Annotated in this window: 15 protein-coding genes; 8 read left to right on the top strand and 7 right to left on the bottom strand. The window is 69.1% G+C overall.

The features are described 5' to 3' along the window. Positions 1-139 precede the first annotated feature (139 nt). From FJV41_RS15805 to FJV41_RS15795, 3 genes are all read right to left on the bottom strand, one after another. Positions 140-412 (bottom strand): hypothetical protein, encoded by a 273-nt coding sequence (locus tag FJV41_RS15805; protein ID WP_141643314.1) that lies wholly within the window; start codon positions 410-412, stop codon positions 140-142. Between the two features lie 154 nt (positions 413-566). Continuing rightward, positions 567-869: a hypothetical protein gene (locus tag FJV41_RS15800; protein WP_141643313.1), complete on the bottom strand. Its 303-nt coding sequence runs from the start codon at positions 867-869 to the stop codon at positions 567-569. A gap of 35 nt (positions 870-904) precedes the next feature. Next, positions 905-1,453, bottom strand: a complete 549-nt coding sequence (locus FJV41_RS15795) for a TlpA family protein disulfide reductase (RefSeq protein WP_306440882.1) — start codon at positions 1,451-1,453, stop codon at positions 905-907. A 108-nt stretch (positions 1,454-1,561) separates the two neighbouring features. Between FJV41_RS15795 and FJV41_RS15790 the strand changes: the two genes are divergently transcribed. From FJV41_RS15790 to FJV41_RS15755, 8 genes are all read left to right on the top strand, one after another. Next, positions 1,562-3,034, top strand: coding sequence for a serine hydrolase domain-containing protein (locus tag FJV41_RS15790; RefSeq protein ID WP_141643312.1), 1,473 nt, complete (start codon positions 1,562-1,564; stop codon positions 3,032-3,034). Positions 3,035-3,084: 50 nt separating this feature from the next. Further along, positions 3,085-3,363, top strand: coding sequence for a hypothetical protein (locus FJV41_RS15785; protein WP_141643311.1), 279 nt, complete (start codon positions 3,085-3,087; stop codon positions 3,361-3,363). Positions 3,364-3,564: 201 nt separating this feature from the next. After that, positions 3,565-6,801: a sensor histidine kinase gene (locus FJV41_RS15780; protein WP_246137226.1), complete on the top strand. Its 3,237-nt coding sequence runs from the start codon at positions 3,565-3,567 to the stop codon at positions 6,799-6,801. After that, entirely contained in the window at positions 6,779-7,438 is a 660-nt protein-coding gene (locus FJV41_RS15775) for a response regulator (protein ID WP_141643310.1), read from the top strand. Before FJV41_RS15780 ends, FJV41_RS15775 begins: the two co-directional genes overlap by 23 nt. 103 nt (positions 7,439-7,541) lie before the next feature. Further along, positions 7,542-11,024 carry a hypothetical protein gene (locus FJV41_RS15770; RefSeq protein WP_141643309.1) on the top strand — a complete coding sequence of 1,161 codons (3,483 nt, stop codon included), beginning with the start codon at positions 7,542-7,544 and terminating at the stop codon, positions 11,022-11,024. A gap of 153 nt (positions 11,025-11,177) precedes the next feature. Beyond that, positions 11,178-13,781, top strand: a complete 2,604-nt coding sequence (locus FJV41_RS15765) for an Ig-like domain-containing protein (RefSeq protein WP_181790664.1) — start codon at positions 11,178-11,180, stop codon at positions 13,779-13,781. 49 nt (positions 13,782-13,830) lie between these two features. After that, complete coding sequence (locus FJV41_RS15760; RefSeq protein ID WP_141643307.1) at positions 13,831-18,390, top strand: myxosortase-dependent M36 family metallopeptidase; 4,560 nt, start codon at positions 13,831-13,833, stop codon at positions 18,388-18,390. A gap of 229 nt (positions 18,391-18,619) precedes the next feature. Then, positions 18,620-18,841, top strand: coding sequence for a hypothetical protein (locus FJV41_RS15755; RefSeq protein ID WP_141643306.1), 222 nt, complete (start codon positions 18,620-18,622; stop codon positions 18,839-18,841). 133 nt (positions 18,842-18,974) lie between these two features. Here the strand turns inward: FJV41_RS15755 and FJV41_RS15750 are convergent, their stop codons facing one another. From FJV41_RS15750 to FJV41_RS15735, 4 genes are all read right to left on the bottom strand, one after another. Further along, the gene (locus tag FJV41_RS15750) at positions 18,975-20,282 is read right to left on the bottom strand and encodes a zinc ribbon domain-containing protein (RefSeq protein ID WP_141643305.1); all 1,308 of its coding nucleotides are present in this window, start codon (positions 20,280-20,282) and stop codon (positions 18,975-18,977) included. A gap of 106 nt (positions 20,283-20,388) precedes the next feature. Continuing rightward, the gene (locus tag FJV41_RS15745) at positions 20,389-20,949 is read right to left on the bottom strand and encodes a TlpA family protein disulfide reductase (protein WP_141643304.1); all 561 of its coding nucleotides are present in this window, start codon (positions 20,947-20,949) and stop codon (positions 20,389-20,391) included. Then, positions 20,949-22,967, bottom strand: a complete 2,019-nt coding sequence (locus tag FJV41_RS15740) for a heme lyase CcmF/NrfE family subunit (protein WP_141643303.1) — start codon at positions 22,965-22,967, stop codon at positions 20,949-20,951. Before FJV41_RS15740 ends, FJV41_RS15745 begins: the two co-directional genes overlap by 1 nt. Beyond that, on the bottom strand, positions 22,964-23,461 hold the full coding sequence (locus FJV41_RS15735; RefSeq protein ID WP_141643302.1) for a cytochrome c maturation protein CcmE: 498 nt from the start codon (positions 23,459-23,461) through the stop codon (positions 22,964-22,966). The genes FJV41_RS15740 and FJV41_RS15735 overlap by 4 nt, the downstream gene beginning before the upstream one ends. Positions 23,462-23,463: the final 2 nt, after the last annotated feature.

Here is a 23,463-nt window from a genome sequence, read left to right as displayed (position 1 = left end):
GCCCGGAGGTGCCTCCCGCGACGGCCGACGACGCGGCGCGCTTCTCCGCCTCGGCGGGCTTGGATTCCTTCGAGCAGCTCGCCGCGCTCAAGCAGAGCAGGGCGCACAGCATCACCGGACCGACGCGGGAGGCAGGCATCTACTTCACGCCCTTCTTGGCGAGGTCGGGGTGGCAGAGGGAGCACTGGGACTCGGGCCGCTCGTGCTCCGCGCACCAGTCGCCCTTGGCCTTGAAGACGGCGGCGAGCTTCGGGTTGCAGCGCGTGCACAGGGACTTCTGCACGCCGTGCTCACACTTGGGCTTCTCGGCTTCGGCGGACTGGGACTTCTCGGGGGCCTTGGGCGCTTCGGCCAGGGCAGGGGAGACGGTGAACAGCGCGATGAGCACGGACAGGGTACGCAGAGAACGCATGAGGAGGCTCCAGCCGGGGCGGTCGCCCACGGCGGTGAATTCCCGCGCGACCAGGCGCGGGGACGTTGGACAAGGCTTCAGGCGACGAGGACGCGCATGCACGCGCACGCCCGGTGGGCATGCGGAGGGCACACGTCTCCCGTGAAGGGAGGCGTCAGGCTCTAGGCGGCTGGAAGATGTCGTCGGCCAGCCCGGAGAGGACCGGCTCGTCCACGCGGCCCGGCACGGGCGGCGGAGTGGGCGCATCCGCGAGGTTCTCCAGGACGGGAACCGGCGCGGGAGTGGCCCTCAGCGGGCAGCAGGGGCAGAGGACGCAGCTGGGAGCGCAGTCGGTGCACTCGTCGTCTTCTTCCTCCGCGCAGTCGGCGTGCGTGTCCGAAGCGAAGGCCAGCGTCTGAAAGACGCCGCCCGTCATCAGGACGAGGAGCACGGCCAGGAATCGCAGGAGGAACCGCATCCACCCACTGGCTTAGCCAGGACGAAGGGTCGGAGTCAATTCGCCGAGCCGGCGGCCCGACTCTCCGGAGGGACGGTCAACTTCTCCAGGAGGCGCCGCATGGCCCGCGAGTCCCAGTCACGAGGGCCTGGGAAGCGGGCGACCAGCCTGCCATCGACCACGAGGAGGCTGGTCGGGAGCAGCTCCACGCCGAAGGCATGGGCGACCTGCTTGCCCACGTCCAGGCGCAGGCGAAACTCGGGGGGAGGAGGGCCCTCGAAGTACGACTCCACGTCCGCGAGGTCCGTGTCGTGGCTGAGGACGATGACCTGGAGTCCCTCGGGAGGCGATTCGGCCAGGGAACGCAGCTGAGGTGTCTCCCTGCGGCAGGGTGGGCACCACGACGCCCAGAACACCACCAGCAACGCGCGCGAGTCCGGTGCATCCGCGATGATCGGCGCGGGGCCTTCTATCCGGACGTAGCTGGGCGGAGGGTCACTCCGGCAGGCCCAGGTCATGGCGAGCAGGCCGAGCGCCAGGGCGTGCCAGGGGTGATGGATGCGCATCAGGCCCTGAAGGTAGCGCGGGCCCCTGGCCCATGCCATGCCCGCACGCAATCGAAGCGGTCTTCGTTCGTGCAGGGGAAGTGGTTGTGGGCCTGAACCGGTGGATATGGCGGGTTCTGGCTGTTCTACGTGTCGCGGGAGTCCTGAATGAAGCGCGGTTGGATGGATGTGGGTGTTGTCGCGGGACTGGCGCTGTTGCTCGTGGTGTCACCGGCCGCCGCGGTGAGCCGGAAGGACTCGATTGACCGCCTGGCGGCGAAGTACCACGAGCTGAAGCAGTTCAACGGTGCGCTGCTGGTCGCCGACGAGAAGGGCATCATCCTCAAGAAGGGGTACGGCCCGGCGAACTTCGAGTGGCAGATCCCGGTCACGCCGGACACGAAGTTCCGCATCGGCTCCGTCACCAAGCAGTTCACCGCCGCGGTCATCCTGCAACTCGTGAACGAGGGCAAGGTGGGGCTCGAGGACCCCATCACGAAGCATCTGACGGACTACCGCCAGGACACGGGCGCGCGCGTCACGGTGACGCACCTGCTGAACCACACGTCGGGCATCCCCAGCTACACGTCGCGGCCCGACTTCGGTGAGAAGGTCTCTCGCAATCCCTACAAGGTGACGGACTTCGTGAAGCAGTTCGCCAGCGGCGACCTGGAGTTCGAGCCGGGGTCGAAGTACTCGTACAACAACTCGGGCTACTTCCTGCTGGGCGCCATCATCGAGAAGGTGACGGGCAAGCCCTACGCGCAGGTGCTGCGAGAGCGGATCTTCGAGCCGGTGGGGATGAAGAACACGGGCTACGACGTGTCGTCGACGATCCTGGCGAAGCGCGCGAGCGGGTACGAGCGCAACCCGGATGGGTACGTGAATGCGGCGTACCTGGACATGGGGCTGCCTTACGCGGCCGGGTCGATGTACTCGACGGTGGAGGACCTCTATTTGTGGGACCGCGCGCTCTATGGGGACAAGGTGCTGCCGGCGGCGCTGAAGCAGAAGATGTTCACCCCGGGGCTGGACGACTACGGCTTCGGCTGGAATGTGGCCCCGACCCAACTGGATGACGGGAAGACGAAGGTCGCGACCACGAGCCACGGCGGCGGTATCAACGGCTTCAGTTCGTTTCTGATTCGCGTGCCGGAGAAGAAGGAAGTCGTCATCGTCCTGAGCAACGTGGGGCGCGGAGTGAGGGCGCAAAGCCTGGCGGTGGGAGTCCTGAGCGCCCTGTACGGTGTCACGCCCCAGACGCCGCTGAAGCCGATCAGCGAAGTGGTGTCGGCGTCGCTCGCCAAGGGGACCGCCACGGAGGCCATCACTCAGTACAAGGCTCTCAAGGAGAAGAAGCCCACCGAGTATTTCTTCGGGGCGGGAGAGCTCAACCGCGTCGGCTATCAGCTGCTGCAAGGGGGCCGTGTTCCGGAGGCCATTGAGATCTTCAAGCTCAACGTGGATCAGTTCCCGCAGGATGGGAACGTCCACGACAGCCTGGGCGAGGCGTATATTGCCCACGGCGACAAGGCCCTGGCCGCGTCGAGCTATCGCCGGTCGCTGGAGTTGGATCCGACCAACACGAACGCGGAGAAGGTTCTCAAGGAGATCGAGAAGCCCGCGGCGAAGACGCCCTGACGTATCGACTCCCGCGGGGCTTGGGCTCCGCGGGAGTATGTTTCCCGCTCATGAGCGACCCGGTTCTCTACCGCCCCTTCGACATCGTCCAACGCCTGGGGACAGAGAAGGCCGTCATCTACCGTTGCATTGAAGTGCTTCCCGGACGCGGCTTCATGGTCCAGAGCGCTGACAGGGTCTGGTTGCCCGTGGAGCGAGAGATGCTCCGGGGCCACGAGCAGCGCTTCTGGGAATTGCTTTGTGAAGAGGCGCCCGAGGTGAGGCGCAGACTGTTCGCGACGGTTGAGCAAGCCATCGCTTCATTCGACGCCGACTTCAACGAGGACTGAGCGGGCACCCAGGCGTCGGTTACGGTCACTGCGCTTCTCGCCGTCATAGGAATGCCGGCGGGCAGCTCGTCGTTCACTCGCCCCTGTGGTGTGTTTTCCGTGAGGCGAGACGGTTGGCGAGCCAGCCAGCGGGCAGGACGCGTCGCGCGAGTGACGCCGCGTTCGCCCACGGCCTTTCGGCTCCAGTGGTATGAGCCTGGGATGCGCACCGCGCGCGCCGCCTCGTGGTCTCGGTTCCTGGTTGTTCTCATGTTGCTGGGGTTGAGCGCCGGCGTCGCGTCAGGCGCCCCGGCACTCGAGCTGGTGCAGGTGGGAGGCGCCCGCCCCTTCGAGGCCGAGTACATCACCGAGGTGATGTACGACCGCGTGGGCCTGCTCTGGATTGGCACTCGCGAGGGGCTCTACCTCCACGACGGTCAGCGCTTTCGCAAGTTCCAGTACGAGCTCGGCAACCCCGCATCCCTGGCGAGCAACGCGGTGCGGACCCTGTTCGAGGACCGTCTCGGTCGCCTGTGGGTCGGCACCATGACGGGCGGGCTGAGCCTGGTGGACCGGGCGCACTGGTCTTTCAAACACTTCCGCCACGACTCCTCGGACGCCACGAGCCTTCCCCACGACGGCGTGTTCGCGCTCGCGGACGCGGATGACGGCCAACTGTGGGTGGGGACGAGCGCGGGCCTGGCGTTGCTAGACCCATCGACCGGGCGAGCGATGCGCGTGCCGCTCGTACCGGGAGGCGGCGAGGAGTTCGTGATGGCGCTGCGTCACGACCGCGCCGGCGTGCTCTGGGTGGGCACGCTCAAGGGGGGCTTGTTCCGGCTGGACCCGGGAACCCACGCCTTCGAGCATGTCTCTCCAGAAGAGGGAGGCCCCGACGCGAGAGATGTCTTCAGCCTCGCCCCGGACCTGGGCGGAGGAATGTGGGTGGGGACGCGCGCGGGGCTCTATCGGATCGTGCCGGGCGAGCCGGTCCTTCGCCGCGCCAGGCTCACGCCGTCCGACGTCGTGGACAAGCTGCGCACCGTCACCGAGCTCGAGCCCGATGGGCGAGGGACGCTGTGGGTCGGTTCCTTCGGCTCGGGCCTGTTTCGCGTGGACACCGTGACCGGGGTGGTGAGCGAGGAGCGGCTTCCTTCGGCGGGGCCCGGCTACGAGCAGCGCATCGACGAGGGCTCGCTCGCCGTGGGCGCGAGCGGAGATCTGTTCATCGGCACGTTTGGAATGGGCCTGTTCCATGCGCCGCTGCGGTCCGACGTCTTCCAGACGCTGCGGGCGAGGGGTGGGGACAGGACCTCCGGGCTGACGAACGAGGACGTATGGGCGGTGACTCCCGAAGACGAGGGCCACCTGCTGGTGGGCAGCTTCGGCGGGGGCGTGGACCGCGTGGATGTGCGCACCGGTCAGGCCGAGCCTCTGCGCGTGCCCGTTCCCGAGGGTGCGGATGCGCGCGGTGTGCTGAGCCTGCTGCGCACGAGGGAGGGCATGTTGTGGGCGGGCTTCACGCAGGGCTCGTACCGCTTCGAGCCCGGGACGGGCCGGTTGAAGATGTACCGCAGTCGCCTGGACACCGGCGCGGGTGACAATCCTCGCTACGTCACCGCGCTGCTGGAGGACTCGCGCGGGCGGGTATGGCTGGGCAGTGGTGGAGACGGGCTGCAGCGCTATCGCCCGGAGACCGACGACTTCCAGGCCTTCCGGCACGGAGCGGACGCGCCGCGCTCGCTGTCCGACGACTATGTGACGGCGTTGATGGAGGACCGGCGTGGGCGCTTCTGGGTGGGCACGCGCTCGGGCGGGCTCAATGTCTGTACGGCGGGAGAGGACACGCTCGACTGCACCCGGCTGGGCGCGAGCTCGGTGCCGCGCCTGAGCCACTTCTACGTGAGCACGTTGATGGAAGACCCGACAGGGGCGGTCTGGGTGGGAACGGTGGGCGGTGGGTTGCAGCGCGTCTCCCTCGACGAGGCGGGCGTGCCCGTGGACGTGGCGTTGTGGACCAGCGCCGAGGGGCTCATCGACGACAACGTGATGGCGCTGGCGCGTGCCCCGGATGGCGCGCTCTGGGTGAGCACCCGCGCGGGACTCTCCCGCCTCGAGGTGCACACCCAGGCGTTCGAGAACTACGCCGCGTCGGATGGACTGCCCACGGGGGTGTTCAACCCAGAGGCGGTGGCCCTGCTGGGAGGACGGCTCTACTGGGGAAGCTCCAAGGGACTCGTGGACCTGGACCCCACGGTGCGTCCGCCGCGAGAGCCGCCGCCGCCCCTGGTGCTCACCTCCATCGAGGGGCTGGAGCGCGACGCCCTGCCAGACAAGCCCGTGTGGGAGCTGTCCCGCCTGGACGTGCCGTGGCATCAGCCGTTCTCGCTCGAGTTCTCGTTGCTCGACTACGGACGCAGCGGCACGGAGTACGCGTACCGCTTCACCTCCGACGAGCCCTGGCTTCCGCTGGGCACTCGGAACCAGATTTCCTTTCACTCGCTCCCGCCGGGGGAGCACTCCCTGCAACTGCGCGCGCGCAGTCCGGGGCGTGAGTGGGTCCGGATGCGCCCCTTCGTCCTGCGCGTCGCCCCGCCCCTCTGGCAGCGCACCGACGTGCGCTTCGGCACGCTCGCGGTGGTCCTCATCCTCTTGGTGGCGGGGCTCGCGTGGCGCACCCGCCTGCTGGGCCGGCGCAACCAGGCGCTGCGCACCTTGCAGGTCGAGCGCGAGCAGGCCCTCGAGGAGGCGCAGACGGGGCGCGACCGGCTTCGTCGCCTGACCATGCGACTGGAGGCGGCGAAGGAAGAGGAGCGCAAGCACCTTGCCCGGGAGCTGCATGACGAGTTCGGCCAGGCGCTCACCGCGGTGAAGCTCAACCTGGGCCTGGTGAGCGCCACGGTCCCCATCACCGGTCCCGCGGCGGTGCGCCTGCCGGACGCCGTCGCGCTCATCGACCGGCTCATCGGCCAGGTGCGCGCGCTGTCGGTGGACCTGCGTCCTCCCCAGCTCGACGAGCTGGGGCTGGTCTCCGCGCTGGAGTGGTACCTGCGCGGGGTGACCCAGCGCAGTGGGGTGGAGCTGGTGTTCACCTCGGCGGCGGCGCCTCCCTCGCTGGGCGCGGGGCGAGACATCGTCGTCTTCCGGGTCATCCAGGAGGCGGTCACCAATGCCTTGCGCCACGCGAAGGCCCGTCGCATCGACGTCAGGCTGGAGTCGGTGGGGCAGCTCATCCGGCTCGAGGTGCGGGACGACGGGAAGGGCTTCGAGGTCGACCAGGTCCTGACGGGCCGTGCACCCGGAAGCTTCGGGGTGTTCGGCATGCAGGAGCGGGTTCGAGACCTCGGAGGACGTTTCGAGGTGACCTCGCGCCCGGGGGAGGGGACGCGGGTGGTGGCGGAAGTGCGACTGGAGGACGACTCCATCGGAGGAACGCATGCGCGTGTTGCTGACGGATGACCACCAGTTGGTGAGGGCGGGGCTGCGCGCGCTGCTCGAAACCTTCGGTGGGGTGACGGTGCTCGCGGAATGCGGCGACGGGCAGGAGGCGCTGGTGTTGACGAACAAGCTCCAGCCGGACGTGCTGCTGCTGGACCTGTCGCTGCCCGGGCTCAATGGCATCGAGGTCGCGCGGCGGGTGCCGAAGCTGAGCCCCTCCACGCGGGTGCTCGTGCTCTCCATGCACACCTCGGCGGAGTACGTGGCGCAGGCGCTGCGCGCGGGGGTGGCGGGCTACCTCGTCAAGGACTCGGCGGTGGAGGAACTCAAGGTGGCGCTGGACTCCGTGTCGCAGGGGCGCACCTACCTGAGCCCCGCCATCTCCCAGACGGTGGTGGCCGGCTTCCTGCGCATCACCGAGGAGACGCCCGCGGCGAATCCCCTGGACCTCCTCACCTCGCGCCAGCGGGAGATCCTCCAGCTCATCGCGGAGGGGAACGGCACGCGTGCCATCGCCGAGCGGCTGGACGTGAGCGTGAAGACAGTGGAGGCGCACCGGACGCAGTTGATGGACCGACTGGACATCCATGACGTCCCCTCGCTCGTTCGCCTCGCGGTGCGCCACGGGCTCGTCCCGGGGGAGCCCGTGGGGCCGTAGGGGATTCCTGAGGGACGGCTAGGGGGCTCCCCGATGGTGGGCTCATCCGAGGGTTATCTAGCGTCGCGCCGTGTCCTCGTCCCTCACGGAGCGCCCCCACCGCATGAGTCTCCATCCCCGTCCCCGTCTCTCCAGCGCAGTGCTGGTGGGACTCCTGAGTGTCGTGCTCACCGCTTGCGGTTCGGACCCGAAGTCGCCAGGCGAGCCAGATGCCGGAGGCGGGATAGATGCCGGAGGCGGGACAGATGCCGGAGGCGAGACAGATGCCGGAGGCGAGACACCTGTCAGCCACGCGGTGGGTGGCACCGTCACGGGCCTGCGTGAGGGCGCCCAGGTGGTGCTGCGCAACGGCGAGGATTCGCTGCGGGTGAGCGCCAATGGGGCCTTCGTGTTCGGCCAGAAGGTGGCGGAAGGGAGCGCCTACTCGGTCGTCATCCAGGAGCAGCCGGTGGGCGCCACGTGCACCACGGGCGAGGCGAGCGGCACCGTGGGGGATGCGGACGTCACTCGCGTCCTCGTGAGCTGCGCGGCGAACCTCCACGCGGTGGGAGGCAGCGTGTCCGGTCTGGTCGCGGGCTCCACGCTGGAGCTCCAGAACAACGGAGGGCCTGTGCTCACCGTCACGGAGAGCGGAGCCTTCCGTTTCGCGGAGGAGGTCGCGGACCTCACGGACTACGCGGTGACGGTGAAGACGCAGCCCGAGGGCCACGACTGCATCGTGGAGCACGGCGCGGGCACGCTGAGCGGCTCGGCGGTCACCGATGTGGCGGTCAATTGCACGGCGCGGACCTTCGCCCTGGGCGGCTCGCTGTTCGGCCTGACCCCAGGGAACTCGGTTGTGCTGAGGAACAACGGCGAAGACGCCGTCACCGTGTCCTCCAACGGCCTCTTCACCTTCGCTCGCCCGGTGGCCTTCGGGGCGACGTACGCGGTCACCGTCGAGGCGACCTATCCCGTCACGTGCAGCGTGTCGCGGGGCGAGGGCACCATGGCGGCGCAGGCGGTGACCAACGTCGCCGTCACCTGCAACACCACGCGATACCTGGTGGGCGGAACGGTGTCGGGCATCATCAAGGGAGGCGTGCTCAAGCTGCAGAACGGCGCCGAGTCGCTCCTGATCAACACCAACGGCCCCTTCACCTTCGCGCAGCCCGTGCCCGACCTCGCGGGCTATGCGGTGAGCCTCGTTTCCTCGCCCATTGGACATACCTGCGAGATGGTGGGGGGAACGGGCACGCTGAGCGGAGCCAATGTCAGCTCGGTGGTCGTCACCTGTGAGCCGAAGCAGTACCACCTGGGTGGGGCGGTGACGGGCCTCTCCAGCGGTCAGTCGGTGGTGGTGAAGAACAACGGGACGGACGCTGTCACCGTCACGACCAACGGCGCTTTTTCCTTCCCGACCGGGGTGCTCTATCGCGGCACCTATGCCGTCACCGCGGAGGCCACCTATCCGCTGAGCTGCATCGTGCCGAATGGCACGGGCACGCAGGGCTCGGCGGACATCACGAATGTGGCGGTCGCGTGCCGCACCCAGGCCTTCGCGGTCGGGGGCACGGTGACAGGATTCGTCGAGGGAATGACGTTCGAGCTGTGGCTCAACGAGAGCGAGGTCCTCACCGTCGGCTCCAACGGTGCCTTCACGTTCACCCGTCCGGTGGCGGACCTGGGGGCCTACGCCGTCGCGGTGAAGACGCAGCCCCCGGGGCAGTCCTGCTCGGTGCAGCAGGGGACGGGCACGGTGGGAGGCTCGAATGTCACCCAGGTGGCTGTCACGTGCAGCCCGGACTCCTTCGCAGTGAAGGGCACGGTGGCGGGGCTCGACGGCTCGCAGTCCGTGGTGCTGCGCAACAACGGAGGGGCGGCACTCACCGTTGCCGTGAATGGTGCCTTCGTCTTCCCGGCGCCGGTGGCGTTTGGTGGCGCCTACTCCGTCTCGGCGGAGATCGCGCCCCCGCTGGGGTGCAGCGTGGCGAAGGGCTTTGGCACCATGGGCGCCGGGGATGTCACTGACGTGACGGTGCTCTGCGGAGGGACGTCATACCCTGTCGGAGGAGTCGTGGCGGGGCTGGCGGCGGGCGCCACGCTCGAACTCCAGAACAACGGCGACGACGTGCTCGCGCTCTCCGCCAACGGTCCGTTCACCTTCACCCGGTCCGTGGTGGACCAGGCCACGTACGCGGTGACGGTGAAGACGCAGCCGGTGGGGCAGCGCTGCTCCGTCCGGTCCGGGGACGGCGCGGTGAATGGAGGTCCGGTCTCCGACCTCGCGGTCTCCTGTGAGGATGTCTACGCGCTGGGGGTTCACGTCGCGGGGTTGACGGGCACGTTGGGGCTGCGCTCCGGAACAGACACCCTCACCGTCGTCGCCGATGGAGAGCACGCCTTCGCGCAAGGGCTGCTCCCCGGTGAGTCGTACTCGGTGCAGGTGAGCCGTCAGCCGCTGGGGCAGACGTGCGAGGTGCTGAGCGGCACGGGCACCATGGGTGATGCGGGCCTCACCGTGGCCGTCTCCTGCGCTCCCAACGTGATGGTGCTTCACGTGGGGGGCGGCGCCTCGGCCCTCAACGCGACCGCCACCGAGGCCTTCCTCGAGGAGTACCGCCCCACGGGGGGCGCTCCGGTGCGGACCCTCCCCATTCCCGCCATGGGCCCTGCTGGCGCGAACCGGCTGACCTTCTCCGGCAGTGACGACTATCAGGGGGCCCTCGCGCTTTCCGGGAACGGCCGCCTGCTCACCTTCGCGGGGTATGACGCGGCGGCGGGAACCGCGAATGTCTCCGGCACGTCCGCGGCGCAGACGTCCCGCGTGGTGGGTCAGGTGGACGTCGCGGGAGCCTTCACCATCGGCGCTCGCCTGAACGATGCCTACGACCTCGACTCGGTGCGCTCGGCCACGACGGTGGATGGCTCCGCGTACTGGCTCGCGGGGCGGGGTGGTGGCATCCGCCACGTCCTGGCGGGCGCGAACCCCAGGGCATCGACCGTCCTCTCCAACGGGGTGAATGACTGCCGTGTCGTGAATGTCTTCGACGGGCGTGTCTACTTCACGCTCGGCATCGCGCCGGTCCCGAACCCGCAGGGCTACCGTCAGGGCGTGCACGCGTTCCCTTCCGCGCTCCCCACCGTGATGGAGACCCCGGTTCAACTGCCCTCGTTCGCCATCACGCTCACGACCTCCGGCTTCGCGCTGCTCGACCTGGACCCCGAGGTGGAGGGAGTGGACACGGCCTACGTCTCCATCAACATCAGCCTCCCTGCCTCGCAGGGTGGAACGCCGGACACGTTGCGCCTGGAGAAGTGGACCTTCGACGGAGTGGCCTGGAGCAAGAAGGACTCCTTCGTGCCCACCTTCGCCGTCGCGGGGACGACGACCAACCGCATGGCAGCCCATGGTGTCTCCGCGACGAAGACTCCCTCGGGCGTGAGGGTCTACGTCACCACCTACCTGAGCAGCTCGGGTGGCGCGGGCAACATGGTGGTCACCTTCCTGGACGACGGGAGCACGGTGACTCCCTCGGTGACCGTGCTGGCGACGGCCCCGGCCAACACCGCCTTCCGTGGCGTGAGCGCCAGTCCGCGCCCCTGAGCCGTGCGCGGCGCCACGCGCCCCTAGGGGATTCCTGAGGGACTCCTAGGGGCGCCCCCGATGGTTCGCGGTTCCCTCCTTCTTCACAGTCACCATTCCCCATCCCCGGTCCTCGCGTGTCGGATGCGCGGCGCCGTGCAGAGAGGTCGATTCATGAGAGAGCGTTCCGGTCGTCGTTGGCTTCACCGCGCGTTGCTCGGGCTTGTCTCCGTGGCCGCCATCGCGGCGTGTAGCAGCGACAAGTCTCCCTCCTCCGTGAAATCCCTGCGGATCGCGCCCACGAGCTTCACGCTCGCCGCGGGCCTGGGGGGCGAGGTGGTGGCGACGGCCACCCTTTCCGATGGCAGCACGCGCGATGTCACGCGGGAGACGACGTGGTCCTCGGATGACGCCGCCATCGCGACGGTGTCCCAGGACGCGAGTGGCGCGCCCCAGGTGCGAGCGCTGGCCCAGGGCCAGACGACCGTGCGGGCCCGGTGGGACGCGGTCTCCGCGGAAGCGCCCGTGCAGGTGACCGACGCCACGCTGGTCTCCATGGTGATTGCTCCCGCGGCGCCGTCCCTCGCCGTGGGGCTCTCCCAGCAGCTCACGGCCACGGCCACCCTCACGGATGGCGGCACGCACGTCGTCACCAGTGACGTCCAGTGGAACTCCTCGGACGCGACGGTGGCCACGGTCTCCGAGAGCGGCCTGGTGCGCGCCATCGCTCCGGGGCAGGCCACGGTCCGGGCGGTGCTCGGCACGGTGGAGGTCTCTGCCTTGGTGACTGTCACCGACGCCGTCGTCACCGCCATCGCCGTGACGCCCGATGCGGCCTCGCTCGCCCGTGGAAGCACCGTGTCGTTGGTCGCCACCGCCACGCGCTCCGACGGCACGGTGGCGGATGTCTCCACCGAGGCGACTTGGAGCTCCAGTGACACGGCGGTCGTGTCCCTGAGCCAGCGCCTCGCGAGCGGTCAGGGGATGGGCACCGCGCGCATCACGGCGACGTTTCGTGAGGTGAGCGGGAGCACCCAGCTGACGGTCGCGGAGGCCACCGCGCTCACGCTCTCGCCAGCGGAGGTCACGCTGGTGGAAGGACACCCGCGCCAGCTCCATGCGACGGCCACGCTCGATAACGGCACGAGCCAGGACGTCACCACCAGCGCCACGTGGAAGAGCAGCCAGCCCACGGTGGCCGTCGTCTCCATGGATGCCTCCACGCGCGGTCAGGTCACGCCGGTGGGGCCGGGTGCCTCGTCTCTCACGGCGACCTTCAACGGCCTGAGCGCCAGCGCCCAGGTGAACGTCGCGCGCCTGAGTGTCTCCGCGGTCGTCCCCACCTTCCAGACGCTGGAGGATGGGGTGGTCTCCTTCACGGCTCAGCTCGCCAAGGCGGTGGCCCCCTCCACGAAGCTGCGCTGGCGGGTGACGCTGAGCCGCACGAATCCCCCCATGACTTCGTCCGAGCCGGAGATCCAGTCTCCTGTCGTGGGGCAGGCCCTGCGCTACGACACGGGGACGGCGGGCGAAGTGTCGGACCGGCCCGAGACCTGGATGGGTGGCTTCGAGACGGACGGGAGTGGCGTCACCTATCTCGGCCCGGAGGAGGGGTTCGAGGTGGGCACGACGCAGCTCCAGACGAGCGAGGGCCAGACCTGGGCCTTCCGCACGCGCTTCGCCATCAAGGGCCGCTACACGCAGCTGCTCGAACTGCTCGATGTCAGCGAGGCGGGCGCTCCCGTGCGCCTCGGCGGAGAGACGGCGCTGAGCGCCACCGTGGGCACCCTGCGCGCGCCGGACGCGTCCGAGTTGCTGCTGTATGCCGCGTCACCGACAGGGGAGGCCACGAGCGAGGAGTCGAGCTTCCCGCAGGCGTACGCCGTGTCCCCGGACGGCACACGGCTTCGTCAGCTCACGCCGGTTCCCGCTCCCTTCGTCTCGCCTCGCGACGTGCACTCCGAGCTGACCCGTTCGCCCGACCGCAAGACGATGGCGTGGGTGGATGGGCGCGACATGTTCGGAGGCATCTTCTTCCGGGGCGTCGTCTATCTCGCGGATGCGGATGGCAGCCATGTGAGGCGCCTCTCGCAGGTGAGCCCCGCGCTGTGCGGAGAACGCTCCGTCGAGTTCTCGCCGGATGGGCAGTGGATCTCCTTCGTGAGGTCCTGTTCGTACGACCCATTCCCGGGCCGTGCCTCCACGGAGTTCCAGTACATCATCCGCCCCGACGGGACCGACGAGCGGCGCATCCTCATCGCGGACGTCAATGACATGCCGTCGCCCACGCCCATCTCGTCCGTGGTCTACGGCACCTTCTCGCGCGACAGCGCCACGCTCTACACCGTCGAGTATCTGGCCAAGGGCACCCGGCTCTGGGCCTACTCCCTCGCGGATGGGAGCGCGCGCAAGGTGCTCGACTTCGCGGTCCGGGGGCAGGAGATGGCGTCCCTCTCGAAGTTCCCGATGGTGCTGCCCAATGGTGACCTGCTCTATCACTACCGGAACCTGGACGTGACCTCGGACACCTGGCTGGAGCGTGTGAAGCCCGATGGTACCGGGCGAGAGATCGTGCGTCCCATCGGGCTCGGCAACCACGGCCAGTATCTCCAGAGCCTCTTCACGCTCTCTCCGGACGGTACGCGCGTGGCCTACGCGCAGGTGGACCCGGAGACAGGCATTGCCACCATCATGGTCTCCAACATCGATGGCACGGACGCTGTCTCCATGGGCAATCCGCCCGCGTACTTCGTGAGGCGCGTGTCTTGGGTTCGCTAGCGCCGTCCCCGGCCCGTCTCGCACTTCGCCCGCTCTCGAGGTCCCTCTCATGAAGACTCTGCTCAGAACCCTTGCCGGGGTGGTCCTGGCGCTCGCCGGCACGCGGGCGGGTGCCAGTGCCCCTCCGAACCACGATGCGCTCCTGGAACACGCCCCCGCGCGGGACGCCGGTGCCATGCCACCGGAAGGAGCGTTCCCGGATGCCCGGGTGCTGCACACCGACTCCCGGCTCGGAGTACCCACCTTCGTCTGGGCCTCCAAGCCCATGGCGGGTGCCGCGCGGCCCCTGGCGCTTCGAGCCGACAGCGCCTACGCCCGGATGACTCCGGCCACGGCGGCTCGCGCCCAGCTCGACGCGCTGGCGCCCCTCTATGGGGACCGCTCGCTCTCGCAAGAGGGCGTCTTCGTCGCCAGCACCCGCCGCAGCCCGCTGGGCTCCTCGGTGGTGACGCTGAGACAGGAGGTGGGCGGAGTCGAGGTGTTCCGAGGCGGCGTCAGGCTGCTGCTCGACTCGCGCAATGTGCTGGTGGCCGCCTCGGGTCACCTGGCTCGGGATTCGGGGCAGGGCGCCAAGCGCTCCGCTCGGGGCGACTCGCTGGGGGCCACGCAGGCCGCGGCCGTGGCGTTCGCGGACCTGACGGGCCAGTCGCTCGACGCGAGCCTGCTGCGGACCACGGGGCCCGCCTCAGGGCGCTACACCCGCTATGAGCTGGCCTCCTACGCGCGCCCGCTCCCGGTGAGCCTGCGACTTCCCGCGCGCATCAAGCCGGTGCTCTTCGAGCTGCCCGAGGGGCTGATTCCCGCCCACTACGTGGAGCTGAACACGGGAGTCCCGGAGTCATCGACGTCGGACTACTACGCGTACGTCATCGCCGCGGACGACGGCCGCGTGCTCTTCCGCAATGACCTCACGGCGGACGCGGCACACAGCTATCGGGTCTGGGCGGATGCCACGACGCCGTACACGCCGTTCGCGGGCCCCTCCGGCAACGAGCAGATTCCTCACCCGACGGGGACTCCGAACGGCTACGTGCCGCCCTTCGTCGAGCGAAACCTGGTGACGCTCGACAGCGCGCCCTTCAGTCGCAATGACCCCTGGCTCCCGGTGGACGCCACCGAGACGACCGGCAACAACGTGGATGCCTACGTGGACGCCAGTGCGCCGGATGGGTTCGGTCCTGGGGACGTGCGTGGCCACATCAGCGGGCCGGCGACCTTCGACTATCCCTACAGCTTCGACCTGCTGCCGTATGAGACGCCGCAACAGCTCCAGTCCGCGGTGACGCAATTGTTCTACGTGAACAACTGGTTGCACGACGACTACTACGACGTGGGCTTCGACGAGGCGGCTGGCAACGGCCAGCAGGACAACCTCGGACGGGGCGGGCTGGGCGGAGACCGCATCAAGGCCGAGGCGCAGGACTACAGCGGCGTCAACAACGCGAACATGGCCACGCCCGCCGATGGGGCCAGTCCCCGCATGCAGATGTATATCTTCACCGGCACGCAACCGCAGCTCACCTTCGAGGTGACGGCTCCCGAGGAAGTCGCGCGGCCGTACACGTTCATCGCCGCGCAGTTCAGCCCTCGCTTCTTCGCGGCGAGCGCTCGGGTGGTCCAGGCGCTCGACGCGGCGGATGCGGCGGGCCCCTCGACGACGGATGGCTGTTCGGCGCTGACCAACGCCGCGGAGATCGCGGGGCAGATCGCGCTCGTGGACCGGGGCACCTGCGGCCTTCACCTCAAGGTGCTGCTCGCGCAGGCCGCCGGAGCCACCGGTGTCATCATCGCCAATAGCCCCGGCCAGGCGTTGCCCGCCGGCATGGGGGCCACGGAAGGGCTGGCGCTGCCCGCCATCGGCGCGGTGATGATCCAGTCGGGGGATGCGGAGCTTCTGCGCAAGCACCTGTCCACTGGCGTGTGGGTCACCCTGGCCAAGCGGTCCGTGGGCGACCTGGACGGCACCATCGACACGGGCATCGTCGCGCACGAGTGGGGGCACTACATCAGCAACCGCCTCGTTCACGACGGCGCGGGTCTTGGAAACAACCAGGGGCGCAGCATGGGGGAGGGGTGGGCGGACTTCCATGCCCTGCTGATGATGGTGCGGGAGGAAGATGCCCAGGTCGCGTCGAATCCGAACTGGACCGGCGTGTTCCCCACGGGCGAGTACGCGACACGCAACATGGGGCCGGACTCCTCCTACTTCGGCATCCGTCGAGTGCCGTACTCGGTGGACTTCCGGAAGAATCCATTGACGCTCCAGCACATGAGCAATGGCATCCCGTTGCCCTCGGGTGTTGCGTATGCCTTTGGCGCGGATGGCTCCAGCAATGCCGAGTACCACAACGCGGGTGAGGTCTGGGCCAGCATGCTGTGGGAGTGCTACGTCGCGCTGCTGCGCGACACCTCACGGCTGACGTTCGCGGAGGCCCAGCGGAGGATGAAGAGCTATCTCGTCCTGGCGTACACGCTGACTCCGGCTTCGCCCACCTTCCTGGAGGCTCGCGATGCGTTGCTCGCGGCCGCGTATGCGGGAGACCCGGTGGACTTCGAGCGCTTCTCGGCGGCCTTCGCCCGGCGCGGCGCGGGCATCGGCGCGGTGGCTCCGGACCGGGCCTCCGCGTCCCATGCTGGCGTGGTGGAGAGCTATCGCACGGGCCCGGACGTGATGTTCGTCTCGGCGGAGCTCACCGATGAGGGCGCTGGAGAAGCCTCCGCGCGGACGTGTGACGCGGATGGGTACCTGGACAACGGAGAGACGGGTGTCCTGCGCATCACCCTGCGTGGCACGGGAAGCGAGCCGCTGCGAGCGACGAGCGTCACCGTCACTGCGGACAGCCCCGGCGTCAAGCTGGCCAACGGAGGCCAGCAGTCATTCCCCGTCGTGGGCCTCTTCGAAACCGCGACGGTGGACATTCCGGTGTCGCTGACGGGAGCGGCGCCGCGTTCGCTCATTCGCTTCGCCATCGCCTATCGCGATGCCAATGGTGTCGTGGCGGGCGACAAGACGGCGACGCTGGTGGCCCGCGTGGAGCAGGATGAGCTGCCAGGCGCGTCCGCGGTGGAATCGGTGGATGCGAGGTACCTGCCGTGGGAGATGACGTCCGCGCTGGGTGATGTGTCCTTCCGGGTGAATGAGAGCTCCACGCTCGAGCGGGCCTTCCTGGGCGAAGCGGTGGGACGGGTCGCGGACTTCGCGCTTGTCTCGCCCGAGCTTCAGGTGGGGCAGGGCGCGCTCTCGTTCTCGTTCCGCCACCGGTACTCCTTCGAGACCTCCGGTGGGGAGTACTTCGACGGAGGTGTCATCGAGCTGTCCGAGGATGGCGGGAAGAGCTGGACGGACATTGGCGAGAGCATCGTCCTGAATGGCTATACGGGTGTGCTCACGCCGTATGAGGGCAACGTGAATCCCCTGGTGGGGCGCCGCGCCTTCCGCGGTGCCAGCTTCGCCTTCTCCCAGAACACGTGGATCACCACGAATGTGAATCTCGGCACCCGCTACGCGGGGAAGGCCGTGCACATCCGCTTCCGCATCGGCACGGACGAGGCGGTCGGCGCCGCCGGCTGGTTCATCGATTCCGTTGGCTTCACGGGCCTTACCCAGACGCCGTTCACGGTGCTCACGGACGAGCAGGGCCTGTGCACCTCGGGGCTGGTGCGAGCCGAAGCGGGCGAGGGGCTCGCCGTCGACGAGCACTCCCTGGTGAGTCTGCACGGCAGCGGGAGCAGCGAGCTGCCCGGTGTCCTGGCCTATCGCTGGGAGCAGGTGGCGGGCCCGGTCGTGACGCTCAGCGATGCGCAGACGGCCACCCCGAGCTTCACGGCTCCGGAAGTGATTGCCGATACGACGCTGACGTTCCGGCTGACGGTGTTGAACGAGGGGCTGCAAGACCGGGACACGGTCCAGGTCCTCGTGCGTCAGGTGAACCAGGCGCCAGTGGCCTTCGCGGGACCCGCCCAGACGGTGGACGAGGGCGGTTCAGTGACGCTCCAGGGCAGCGGCGAGGACCCGGAAGGGGACGTGCTCGTGGGCTATCGGTGGACGCAGGTGTCGGGTCCCGCCGTGACGCTCACGGGGGCGGAGACCTCGACGCCGAGCTTCACGGCTCCGGCGGTGGCGAGGGGCTCGGTGGAGCTCACCTTCCAGCTCAAGGTGGGTGATGGCTTGCTGGAGAGTGAAGGCGCGACGGTAAGCGTGACGGTGCGCCATGTCGCGCTCGCGCCCACGGTGAGCGCGGGTGAGGACCTGTCCACGGAGGCCACGAGTTCCGTCACGCTCACCGCCTCCGCCGAGGATCCGGAGCAGGGCACCCTGACCTACGCATGGCGCCAGAGCGAGGGGCCTTCGGTGTCGCTGAAGGACGGGGCGACGGCGGGTGCCAGCTTCACCGCGCCGGAGGTGAGCGCCCCCACGACGCTGACCTTCATCGTGAAGGTCACCGCCGAGAGTGGCTTGTCCGCCGAGGACAGCGTGACGGTGTCCGTGAGCCCGAAGGTGGTGCCACCGAAGGAGTCCGGGTGCTCAGCCACGGGCACACCGGCCATGTTCCCACTGACGCTGTTGTTGCTCGCGCTGCTGGCGCGGCGGCGACGCGAGGCCCCCTGACGGGGTGATTCAAGCGGGGTGGTGGCCTGGTCGCCACCGCCTCGCTTGGAGGACGGACTCACCGCCCGCGATGAGGAGTCGGGATGAAACCGACCTGCTCCGGGCCTTCGAGGCAGGCGAGTGCCGCATGTCTGGCGGTTTCCTCGTAGCCCCCTCGTTCAACCATGCGATGAAGCTGGCACGCGCGGGCATGCACTGACGTCATGCCCTCGCGACGGCTGGCCGGAAGATGTTCGACGGCTCCGCCCTCAACTCGCGGCTCGACAGGGTCGCGCCGTCGCTCGACAGCGAAGCCAGAAGCAGCTCGCTGTATGCGAATGGTTTCCTGGTGGGAGACCTCTCCATGCAGCGCGCCACCGAGTTCAGGGCCCGTCGGGGCCAGACGTCAGAGCGCCTCGCGCGGCTGCCCTCGCGGTGGCAACTGGACTACCAGCGCCGCCTGACCCAGTGACGTTGATGACCTGAGGTCTTCGCGCGCCGGGAGTCCGAGCCCGGCGCGCGAGGCTCGGCGACGGTCCTGTCGGTGTGTGAGGTCCCTCGGGAGGAAGCCGGCGCGGTGCCGGGCCCGTCCGCGAAGGAAGTCCTCACCGCCCGCGAGGCTTCAGGTCCTCTTCCTCATCGTCCGGACCCATGGCGTCGGGGTCCGGCTCCGGCTCTTCATCCGGACCCATGGCGTCCGGGTCCGGCTCGTCTTCCATGCGCTCGGTCTCGTCGAGGCCATCGTCGTAAGCGGCTACGACGGGGGCCGCCGCATGCGCTTGCAACTGCGACTCACGCAACTGCCGGAACGCCTGCACGCCCACCGCCGCAAGCCCGATGACGAAGATGATGGGGCCCGGCGACAGTCGGATGTGCAGCAGCGCCCAGAGCAGACTCACCCCCACGACACCGGCCGACGCGAAGCGCGTCCACGCGGGCCGGGCGACTTCCGGTCGCAGCGCGAGCAACCCCAGCAAGGACAGCAACAACAGCTCCACCACCACGGACCCGGACAGGTCCCATCCGGACAGCGTGGTGATGCCCGAACCCGCCGTATAGAGCACGTCGTCCGCGGCGCGCTGCGCGGGGATGACGTGCAGCTCAGGGGGGCCCGCGGGCACCGGCGCATCCGCCACCACGGGCAGCGTGCTCACCGTCGCCCACGGCGCGAAGAGCGTCAGCACGCACAGCGCCACGCCTCCCAGCGCCACCACCTCCGGAACGACCAGCAGCTGCTTCACGTCGAAGTAGCGCGCCAGCACGCCTTCCGGGCCCGCAATCACCTTGCGGTACTGGTCATGGACGATGAGCCCCGCGCCCAGCAGCCACAACACAGGCGTGAAGCCCAGCCCCAGCATCCGCACCGCCAGCGCCGTCAGCAGCGCCGCGTACGCCGCCGGCACCTCGGGGCGGTAGAGCACCATGGGAAGGAGCTTCGTGACACCCGTGGCCTCGCCGGCCAGCCGCAGCTCGCGCGCCAGCACCAGGACCGCGCCCACCAGGGCCAGCACCGTGCCCACCACGCCCACGCCGTCAAAGGCGGGGAGGATGGAGAGCGCCAACGCGAAGGCGAGAATCGCGAGCCCCACCACGCTCTGCGAGTGCGCCGGCACGCTCGCCAGCCACCGGGGGCCATCGAACCTGGGCCCCGTCTGTCCCGGGTCCGTGTCCTCGGCCGTGTCGGCCGGCGCAGCAGCCTTCGCCGCTGCTGGGACGTACGCGGCGCCCAGACTGTGCGCCTCCGCCTCGTCGAGGATATCCGCCGCGTAGGACGGCTCATCCATCGCGCGCTTGGGCCGGAGCGCGGGACGCGAGCCCGTGCCTCCCTGGGGGGCCTCCGGCATCTTCGCGCCGCAGTTCTCGCAGTACCTCAGCCGACTGTTCGAGGCTTCGCCGCACTCCGGGCACCGCATGGGTCACCTTGCTGTGCGGAGGGCGGGGGGAGGCCCTCTCGGTCCAGCGCAAGCCCTGGAATAACACGCCGATTTCACCGGAAGCGAGAGGCCCCCGGTGGAGCGGCTACGGGCGGGCCGCTTCGGCTGCGGTGGGCGCCTCCGCCGTGGCCGTCAGCTCGCGGATGCGCCTGGTCAGCGACTCCGGGTCGATGGGCCCCACGTGTTTGCCCTGGATGATGCCCGCCGGGTTGATGAAGTACGTCTCAGGCACACCCGCCACGCCGTAGCTCACCGCCATGCGCGAGCGAGGATCCACCAGCTGCGGGAAGCTGTACCCCTGGCGCCGCAGGAACGCGCGGGCGTTGTCCTCGGAGTCCTCGAACACGACCCCCAGGAACACCGCCTGCGAGCCGAACTCCCGCTGGCCCCACTCCAGGACCGGGTGCTCGTACTGACACGGCCCACACCAGGACGCCCAGAAGTTGATGACCACCGGGCGGCCCTTCAGGTCCGCCAGGCTCACCTTCTCACCCGTGTCCAGCGAGCGCAGCACGAAGTCCGGTGCCGGCTTGCCCGCGAGCATGAAGGGCACCTCGTGCGGATTGCGCCCGAAGCCCTTGGCCAGCACCACCAGCAGTCCCACGCAGAGGGCGGCGAAGCCCAGCGTATAGCGCCACCGACGCATCAGGCCGCCCCCCGCTCCGCGTCACCGCCCGGCAGGGGCGAGGCCCCCGCTTCCGAACTGGCCATCGCCACCGCCGCCCGACGGCGCGGCCACAGCGCGATGATGGTGCCCAGCACGAAGAGCGGGATGCACCACCAGATCCACCCCACCAGCGGGAAGACCCAGACGTTGAAGCTCGCGTTGCCCGCCTGCTCGGAGAAGGCCATCAGGGAGATGTACAGGTCCTCACCTGCCGTCTCGCGCACCGCGGGCGTGCCGATGGGGTCCGTGCTCCGCTCGTAGTAGTTCAGGCGGGGCTTCATCTCCTCCACCTTGCCGCCCGGCGTCGTCACCTCCACGCGCGCCGCGACGAAGGTGCGGTGCGGCTCCTCTCCGCTCACCAGCCCCAGGTACTTGAGCTGATAGCCGTCCAGCATCATCGTCTGGTCCTTCTTCAGCGTGCCGGACGTGTGCTTCACGTACGAGGACGACGCGGACACCGCGACGATGAGAATCACGATGCCCAGGTGCACCACGTAGCCGCCGAAGCGGCGCTGCGCCTTGGTGGCGCTCGTGAGCACCGCGGTGACGAGGCCCTCCTTGCGCTCCGTCATGCGGACCCGGATGGGCGACACCAGCTCCCGCAGCGTGACAACGGTGACGAAGCCCGCCAGCCCGAAGGTGAGCAGCGGATACACGCCGCGCAGCCCCACCGCGAAGCAGATGGCCGTGACGATGAGACCCACCGCCGCGGGGATGAGGAACTGCCGCCGGAGCGTGGCCTTGTCCGGCGTACCCCACGGCAGTACCGGCCCCACGCCCATCAGGAAGAGCACCGCGATGCCACCCGGCACCGCCATCTTGTTGAAGTACGGCTCACCCACGCTGACGCGCACGCCGCGCACGGCCTCGGACACCAGCGGGTACAGCGTGCCCAGCAGCACCGTGAACGTGATCGCCACGAACACCAGGTTGTTCATCAGGATGCTGGCCTCGCGTGACGCGAGCGAACTCAGCCGTCCTTCGGGCACCAGCAGCGGACCGCGCACCGCCAGCAGGCCCACGCACACCACCAGCAGCACGCCCAGGAACACCAGGAACGTGGGGCCGATGTCCGACTGGGTGAAGGAGTGGACCGAGTTGAAGATGCCCGAGCGCGTCATGAACGTGCCCAGAATCGTCAGCACGAAGGACGCGAGCGCGAGCGACAGCGTCCACAGCTTCAGCATCCGCTTGCGCTCCTGCACCATCGTCGAGTGCATGAACGCCGTCGCGGTCAGCCACGGCAGGAAGCTGGCGTTCTCCACCGGATCCCACGCCCAGTAGCCGCCCCAGCCGAGCACGGCATACGCCCACCACGCGCCGAGGATGATGCCAATCGACAGGAACAGCCACGCCACCAGCGTCCAGCGACGCAGGGGCGCCATCCACGCCTCGCCAATCTCGCCGCGCAACAGACCCGCCACCGCGACGCCGAACGGCACCGTCATCCCCACGTAGCCCAGGTAGAGGAAGGGCGGGTGGATGACCATCAGGATGTGGTTCTGGAGCAGGGGATTGGGGCCGGGGCCGTCCGCCGGCACGGGCGACACAGCGCCCCAGGGGTTGGCGGGACCGGCGATGAGGAACGCGAAGAACACGCCCACCGCCAGCATGGTGCCCAGCGCCAGTTGCATGTAACGCGCGTGCTCGCGGCGGTGCATCCACGCGAAGGCCGCGATGTACAGGCCCATGATGAGGCCCCAGAAGAGGATGGACCCCTCCAGCGCGCTCCACAGCGACACCACCGTGTACAAGAGTGGCGTGTCCCGGCTGCCCACCTGCGCCACGTACTTCACGCTGAAGTCGTGCGTGACGAGCGCGAAGACCATCATCAGGTTCGCGGCGACCATGCAGCCGGCGAAGCCCCACACCGCGCGCATCACCCAGGGGAAGCCCGCTTCACTGCGGCGCAGCCCGGTGACCAAACCCACCAGCGCGCCGAAGGTCGCGAACGCGAGCCCTCCGAGCACCAGCCCGTATCCAATCGACCCGTTCACCGCGCCTCCGCGCCCGTCCCCGTGCTGGCCGTCGTCGTGCCCTCGGAGAGCGTCTCACGCCACTTGTTCGGGTCCTCGCCCTCCTTGGGAGCGCGGTACTCGTTCGAGTGGTTCACCATCAGCCGGTTGGAGCTGAACACGCCGGACGCGTCGTAGGTGCCCTCCACCACGACGCCAATCTTGTCGCGGAACATCTGCGGCGGCGTCTCCGTGGAGCGAACCAGCACGCTGGGGGTGCCCTCCTTGGCGTCGTTGGCCACCCGGAAGTGCAGGGTGGTGTGCTCGGCGTTCCACTGAATGCTGCCCGGCTGCACCACGCCACCCAGGCGGATGGTGGCCGAGTACGCCTTCTCCCCCTGGGCCAGCATCTCCGAGGGGCTCCAGTAATAGACGAGGTTCTCTCCGATGTTGCCGAAGGCCACGAAGCCCAGGCCAGCGCCCGCGACGAGCAGGGCTCCCAGGGCGAACAGTCGATTGCGAGCGACAGGCGTCATGA

Origin of the sequence: Myxococcus llanfairpwllgwyngyllgogerychwyrndrobwllllantysiliogogogochensis (assembly GCF_006636215.1) — a bacterium.
Classification (GTDB): domain Bacteria; phylum Myxococcota; class Myxococcia; order Myxococcales; family Myxococcaceae; genus Myxococcus; species Myxococcus llanfairpwllgwyngyllgogerychwyrndrobwllllantysiliogogogochensis.
The sequence above is the reverse complement of the archived record's forward strand: the minus strand, read 5'-3'. Positions and strand labels throughout refer to the sequence as shown.

Coding starts and splice junctions, on each gene's coding strand:
- FJV41_RS15805 (WP_141643314.1), bottom strand. CDS start 412: ATGCGTTCTCTGCGTACCCTGTCCGTGCTCATCGCGCTGTTCACCGTC.
- FJV41_RS15800 (WP_141643313.1), bottom strand. CDS start 869: ATGCGGTTCCTCCTGCGATTCCTGGCCGTGCTCCTCGTCCTGATGACG.
- FJV41_RS15795 (WP_306440882.1), bottom strand. CDS start 1,453: ATGGCATGGGCCAGGGGCCCGCGCTACCTTCAGGGCCTGATGCGCATC.
- FJV41_RS15790 (WP_141643312.1), top strand. CDS start 1,562: ATGAAGCGCGGTTGGATGGATGTGGGTGTTGTCGCGGGACTGGCGCTG.
- FJV41_RS15785 (WP_141643311.1), top strand. CDS start 3,085: ATGAGCGACCCGGTTCTCTACCGCCCCTTCGACATCGTCCAACGCCTG.
- FJV41_RS15780 (WP_246137226.1), top strand. CDS start 3,565: ATGCGCACCGCGCGCGCCGCCTCGTGGTCTCGGTTCCTGGTTGTTCTC.
- FJV41_RS15775 (WP_141643310.1), top strand. CDS start 6,779: ATGCGCGTGTTGCTGACGGATGACCACCAGTTGGTGAGGGCGGGGCTG.
- FJV41_RS15770 (WP_141643309.1), top strand. CDS start 7,542: ATGAGTCTCCATCCCCGTCCCCGTCTCTCCAGCGCAGTGCTGGTGGGA.
- FJV41_RS15765 (WP_181790664.1), top strand. CDS start 11,178: ATGAGAGAGCGTTCCGGTCGTCGTTGGCTTCACCGCGCGTTGCTCGGG.
- FJV41_RS15760 (WP_141643307.1), top strand. CDS start 13,831: ATGAAGACTCTGCTCAGAACCCTTGCCGGGGTGGTCCTGGCGCTCGCC.
- FJV41_RS15755 (WP_141643306.1), top strand. CDS start 18,620: ATGTTCGACGGCTCCGCCCTCAACTCGCGGCTCGACAGGGTCGCGCCG.
- FJV41_RS15750 (WP_141643305.1), bottom strand. CDS start 20,282: ATGCGGTGCCCGGAGTGCGGCGAAGCCTCGAACAGTCGGCTGAGGTAC.
- FJV41_RS15745 (WP_141643304.1), bottom strand. CDS start 20,949: ATGCGTCGGTGGCGCTATACGCTGGGCTTCGCCGCCCTCTGCGTGGGA.
- FJV41_RS15735 (WP_141643302.1), bottom strand. CDS start 23,461: ATGACGCCTGTCGCTCGCAATCGACTGTTCGCCCTGGGAGCCCTGCTC.